The sequence below is a fragment of the Pedobacter sp. genome (assembly GCF_041662865.1).
In the GTDB taxonomy this organism is placed as follows: Bacteria; Bacteroidota; Bacteroidia; order Sphingobacteriales; family Sphingobacteriaceae; genus Pedobacter.
Genome location: NZ_JBAZRL010000028.1, coordinates 36,558 through 42,557, shown reverse-complemented (window position 1 = coordinate 42,557; position 6,000 = coordinate 36,558). Strand labels below are relative to the sequence as shown.

General features: G+C 37.1%; 4 protein-coding genes and 1 pseudogene. 1 reads left to right on the top strand and 4 read right to left on the bottom strand.

Features of this window, described 5'->3' with window-relative positions:
• The 3 genes and pseudogenes from WC622_RS10705 to WC622_RS10695 form a co-directional block, all read right to left on the bottom strand.
• Positions 1 to 498, bottom strand: a pseudogene (locus WC622_RS10705) (DNA polymerase IV); the annotation flags it as partial.
• Between the two features lie 431 nt (positions 499 to 929).
• On the bottom strand, positions 930 to 1,895 hold the full coding sequence (locus tag WC622_RS10700; protein WP_372819680.1) for a nitroreductase: 966 nt from the start codon (positions 1,893 to 1,895) through the stop codon (positions 930 to 932).
• 156 nt (positions 1,896 to 2,051) lie between these two features.
• Positions 2,052 to 2,705, bottom strand: a complete 654-nt coding sequence (locus tag WC622_RS10695; RefSeq protein WP_372819679.1) for a DUF6629 family protein — start codon at positions 2,703 to 2,705, stop codon at positions 2,052 to 2,054.
• 309 nt (positions 2,706 to 3,014) lie between these two features.
• Here WC622_RS10695 and WC622_RS10690 point away from each other — a divergent pair, with 309 nt between their 5' ends.
• Positions 3,015 to 4,334 (top strand): PAS domain S-box protein, encoded by a 1,320-nt coding sequence (locus tag WC622_RS10690; protein WP_372819678.1) that lies wholly within the window; start codon positions 3,015 to 3,017, stop codon positions 4,332 to 4,334.
• A gap of 514 nt (positions 4,335 to 4,848) precedes the next feature.
• Here the strand turns inward: WC622_RS10690 and hemF are convergent.
• On the bottom strand, positions 4,849 to 5,742 hold the full coding sequence (gene hemF, locus WC622_RS10685; protein WP_372819677.1) for an oxygen-dependent coproporphyrinogen oxidase: 894 nt from the start codon (positions 5,740 to 5,742) through the stop codon (positions 4,849 to 4,851).
• Between the last annotated feature and the right edge of the window lie 258 nt (positions 5,743 to 6,000).

Sequence of the window (6,000 nt, the reverse complement as noted above, 5' to 3'; positions counted from 1 at the left end):
AATCTGCAATTCGCCAGCTGGTTTACACTCGTTGGTTGCCATTTTAGAAACCGTTTTATTAATAGATAAACCAAAAGAAATCGGTAAACCTATTTGTTTCAATACCGAATGACGTAGTTCTTGAGCAAATTTCATGCAACCGAAAAATCGATCCATACCCGTCATATCTATATAATGTTCGTCTATACTTGCTTTTTCTAAAAGAGGTACTTTTTCCTGAAGTAATTCTGTAATCTGATGGGAATACTTACTATAATCTTCCATACTGCCCTTTAAAAAAACTGCATGCGGGCAAAGTTGACGAGCCATACGACTAGGCATAGCCGAATGAACACCAAATTTACGAGCTTCATAACTACAAGAAGCCACTACTCCCCTGTCCGATAAACCTCCAATAATTATAGGCCTACCAATCAAGCTGCTGTTTTTAAGGATTTCTACAGACACAAAAAAAGCATCCTGATCCATGTGGATGATATGTTTATCGCTATATTCCATAAATTACTAACAAATATAATACTAATATTTTTAGTATTAAAAATAAATTATCAACTAATAATAATAGTAGCGGTATACTGATTTTGAAAGGATACAGTTAGTACATGTTAAAATGAAAAGCTTGAAAATAAGCAAGATCAACCTTTATAAAATTAGTTTAACTTGTCGTTAACTATCAATTAACTATATACAAGGACGCTTGCGCTAGATGAGCAGAAGACAATAGGTTATAACAAAAGACCTGAGCAAATATTCGCCCAGTTTTAATTAAGTTGTTTTCTTCAAAAACTTATCAGCTTAGCTATCGGCCGCCTTAATGAAACAGGTTGAGGATAATTCTTCACATACCCCGTTCGTAATATAAACTGCACCGAATCATTTAAACCGATAGATGCCCTTAGACCTTGACGAACAGATGGTTCTTCCAGTATTTAGGTCATTGGATGTATGGCGATATTTTTATCTCTTACTTTTAAAAATAAGCGTTGCATCCGTCTACCAGTTTCAATCAGGCTGGCAACAGAAGCATCCTTACTTGTTAGTAAAAACCAGCCCCCAGAAGAAGCGACCTGTTTTTCGACCTGATGAATATTTTGGTCCCGAAAGCTTTTGCCCATTACATTGGATTTACCATAGAAGTTTCTGACTATCCAACCCGAAATACCTTCAATTTCCATACTGCCTGTGGTAAGGCCATCTCGATAGGTTTCAGCATCGGTATTGGAAAACCTGATCCAGTTGGCCAGTTCTTTTTGCGCTGCATTGCGATAAGATTGAATCCTATTGGCTTCAATGGTTTGCTCGTTAAGATAGTGGTATGCTTTGGCCGTTCGCTGTATAAAGTGAACGTAATCGGGTTCATTATCAATAAGCAGATGGACATCATCTGCTTTTAGCCCTTCAGAAAGTATGTTTGATCGTACTGTACGGCGCTGTAAAATACTAGTGCTGTTATACCTAAACAAATTGCCCGATCTGATCAGTTTTACATCCATTACTTTTTCATCCTGATTGGTGTTGGCCATTAAACTAAATTCACACCTATAGCCTCTATTATGAGCGGCATATTCCAAGTTCTGAATAAATGCACCAATAGATAAAATCGTTTCCCTTTGCATCGGATCTACAGCAGGCAACCATTTGCGCTTATCATTACAGATAATCCAATGCAAAGGCTCAATATACTTAATTAACCAGGGTTGTGTGTTATGTCCACTTGGAGCTAAGGAGGAAAGATATAGGATATGCTGCTCATCTGCTGTTAGTTGTGTTTTAACTTGGCTATCAGACCCTATATCTGCCCTCACAAAATTACTTTTATCGCTGAAGCCATAATAAGTTGCACCTGCAATAATAATTGTTCCTCCAGTTAGGCCTAAAAACTCTTTTCTGTTCATGATGAAATTTGGTACAAATCTGATAGTTAATACGCTACTAACAAATGACAAGCAGCATAAGAAGGTTTGATTTCCATCACTTGAACAGCATTGATGAAATGATTAGTCTATCCCAAATTTTAAATCACCCCCTATTTTTCCCAGTATTGTTTTCTCTTACCGAATTTCAACTTCTTTATTGAGTTTAATGATAATAAAGAGGATGAGTGAACTTAACAGGGCGCCAAAATAACACCATACCGAAGTGAGGTATTGCCAATAGATCAATGCAGTAAATATGTAAGACCCTACAAGTACCCATCCCAACAGCCTGAGCTGTTTATGGCTAGAAAAAAATGGAGAAACGGCTGTTGCCAGCATATAGGGAATTCCACGCAGCAACATGCTTTGAAATGGAAATTGAAGGGCATACTGAATGTGGTGCTCTTGTATCTTGGCAGTGGCTTCGAAGTTTAACAGTGCGTAGCCCAAATAGGCGGCGGTAAGAATTCCAATGCCCAAAAAAACAAGTAGGAACTTTCTTCTGACCGGTTCTTTTTCAAAAAGCAAGATAGCCAGTGGAACTAGTATAGGCCATACTAACTGCGCAAAGCCCAAGAATAGATAAATTGCCCATGGGAGCCAATGGGCATAAGCCGGATCCGATAGGCCTAACCAAACCACTCCTTCTAGGCTCTGCTGTACCGCAAATAAAATAGGGATACTCGATAATACATATTGGGGAACAGTTTTCGACTTTACTACTGCAGCACTACCTACCAGTAACAGGCCAACACCTGCTACAAAACTTGCCGGAGCAGAAAAACACATCAGCTATTTTTTTTAATGCCTAAACGCTAAAGCAAGCACAAGGTAACTTAATTAAACTGTTTCAGTAGTATAATTAGATATATCTTATAAATTTGCGAAATAGGAAGAATTAGCAAAATGGAATATAGCATGAAAATCAGCGTAACTAAACCAATTATATTCCTGCTCATCACTTCCAAATAGCCTTTCTTACCGTACCTTTAGGCATTTTAATAATGAGTTTACAATTGGCACGCCCCAAACATAGGCAATGCATCAGCAGAGCGGCCTTCAAGTAAATAAATTTAAAAAGAAAACACTACATATCACATGCAAAATATTAAGGTTCGGGTAAAAATAATACCGCAAGTATGGGATACGTATCAACAATTTGTTGAAAGTGCCATTTTATCCCCTAGCTATTCCAAAACATCAGAATCAGAACACATCTCAGATACTGTATTTCTACATGCAATTACGTATGGCATACCGTTAGGCTTAGTGGTAATTCTCTTCGGATTAGTATTAAATGCCAGAATAGGCATCAGTCCAATGGCAATGTATGGCCTATTTTTTTATCTGTTTACTGTTAGTATATCCCTCATACGTCAGATAAACCTGCCTTTGCGAAAGTTCTTATCCTCAACACCTCTAGTAATCATCGGCACCCTCTCGTTTTTATATCAAGGCATAACTAGTTCTGGATTTATTTACCTATTACTCTTTAGTGTTTTTTATGCGTTGCAGGTAAATGGCAGGTACGCGTATTTTTCCATTTATCTTAACATGATGGTCTGCCTTTTCATTGCTTGTATCATTAAATTTCATATCAATAGTGGAGTCGGCAATGCGTTGAACTTGAAAATATGGTTAAAGCAAACGATCAATTTCCTTTTTCTTAATATTGTAACGGTGGTGATGATTCGTCAAACGATAAAAAGCTTGAATCGAATTATACAATCAAAAATAGTGATGGAAGAAAATTTGAAGCAGGAAATTCTTCAAAAAACAGCGCTACATAGTTCACTAGATGCTACAGAAGATCGATATAAAAAGTTATTCCACATGAGCCCTTGTGCACAGCTTATCTTTGATACTGAATCGAAGCGTTTTATAAAAATTAATCAAGCAGCCTGCGCCATTTATGGATATTCAGAATATGAATTTCTTAAGCTGAAATTATCCGATATACTCATTCCCGAAGATCATCAGGATTTGATAAAAAAGATGGCAGACGAAAGCTCTGCAGACTTAAAAACGCCGCTATATTACAAACACATAGGTAAGGGCACTATCATGCTTGATGCGGAAATTTTATGGGGTGATATAGATTTAAGGGGTTCAAGAGCTACTTTGCTTATTGTGAATGATGTGACCTTGCAAGTTGCACAGTTTGGCGCTATCTCTAGGCAAAATACGCTATTGAAAAAGATAGTACATATTCAATCTCATAGTATTAGGCAGCCACTTACAAAAATTATGTCTTTAACAGAACTGATTGCGGATGAGCATGCAACTGAAACAAACCAACTCCTATTCGACTATCTTTCCAAATCGGCCAAGGAATTAGATCTACTCATTCATGAAGTTATAAAAGAAAGTGAGCTGATCTTAAAAGATCTAGACACCTCTGTACCCCCAATTGGTTAAGTGTTCCAAAAGATCACTTAAATCCATTTTAAAAACCTAGTTTTCCAAACAGGATTGGTAATAGCCATTACAGAAAACCAAAATACAATACTTTAATAATTGAGCGAGCCTTTGCCCTAAAAAATGTATATTTAAAAACCATTCCGTATTACAACGATTTTCCGTTACAAATCTTAATTTTTTCTTACTGCTTACCGCGACACTATGGCGACCTTATAGCGACCTTACCGCGACTTATGTTCTGGAAGAGTTCTTGTTTAGTTCTGTATTAGTTTGGGTTGCGTGCTGGTTTTGGTGTATACTGGTATTCAAAATTGTACATTTAGTAGAACAAGACTCGGACTAAGTAGGACGTTGATAAAAAGAAGATAATTTGCAAACACAAATGAATGTCGATGATGGTTAACTAAAATATCTCCGCTCTGAGGCGAGCGTCCTACTTTTGGCTAAATTAATCAACCTACAACTATTAAACTAATTCGCTTAAACCAATAAGTTTAGCCTAAATAACAAACTACACCCAGTCTATGCCCTTCTTAAGGTAGTTTTGAGTAATTTCTTCTTCGCTATTAGCTATAATTTGAGGATTGTAATTCCATTTAGCAGTTGGTGGCAAGCTCATTAAAATACTTTCGATACGGCCATTGGTTTCTAATCCAAACTTAGTACCTGCATCATACACTAAATTAAATTCGGCATAGCGGCTTCTGCGTAAATACTGCCATTCTTTTTGTTGATCTGTATAAGAGGTATCACGATTGCGATCTATTAATTCGGTATAAACAGGTAAAAATGTATTGCCAACAGCTTCTGAAAAACTCAATATCGAAGCAAAATCTAAACCTGTATTTTCTGGTTTTAGTCTATCGTAAAAAATACCACCCACTCCCCTTGTTTCTTCACGATGTTTGATGAAAAAATAGTCATCGGCTGTTGCCTTAAATTTAGGATAAAAAGAAGCATCGAAGTTATCGCAGGTTTGTTTTAAGCGATGATGGAAAAAGCGAGCATCTGTAGGGATAACATAATGAGGTGTAAGATCTATACCACCACCAAACCAACGTGTTTGCTCATCCATTTCAAAATACCTGATATTCATGTGTATAATAGGCACAAATGGGTTTTCTGGGTGCATAACGATAGAAACGCCAGTTGCAAAGAAGTCATCACTATCAACTTTAAAAGCTTTTTTTACTGCTTCGGGAAGCTTACCATGTACTGCAGAAAAATTTACACCACCTTTCTCTATCACGTTCCCGTTTTGCATAATACGGGTTCTACCTCCACCGCCTCCATCACGTTGCCAAAGCTCTTCTTCAAATTTTGCTTTTCCGTCTGCCTGAACCAAACCTTCGCAAATGCTATCTTGTATATGCTGATACGCTGCCGCTACTTCGTCCCTAAACATGCTTATTGTTTTAAAGTTGGAATGTTTGAAAGTTGAAAATTAACGTTGCAAACATTTTTATATCTGACACAAAGTTAAGGCTATTACTAGCTAATGCTAACTGAAAGTTTAGATAGTACATTTTTTTGACATAACCTCGCCCTATTAAAGTTCCTGTGATTTGTTCTGTACTATGCTCTCTCTGTCCTTTAGAATACTGTGTGGACGCAAATATTTAGTTTGTTTGTGCGCTATGCCGCAGGGCATCAAACTTTTGAA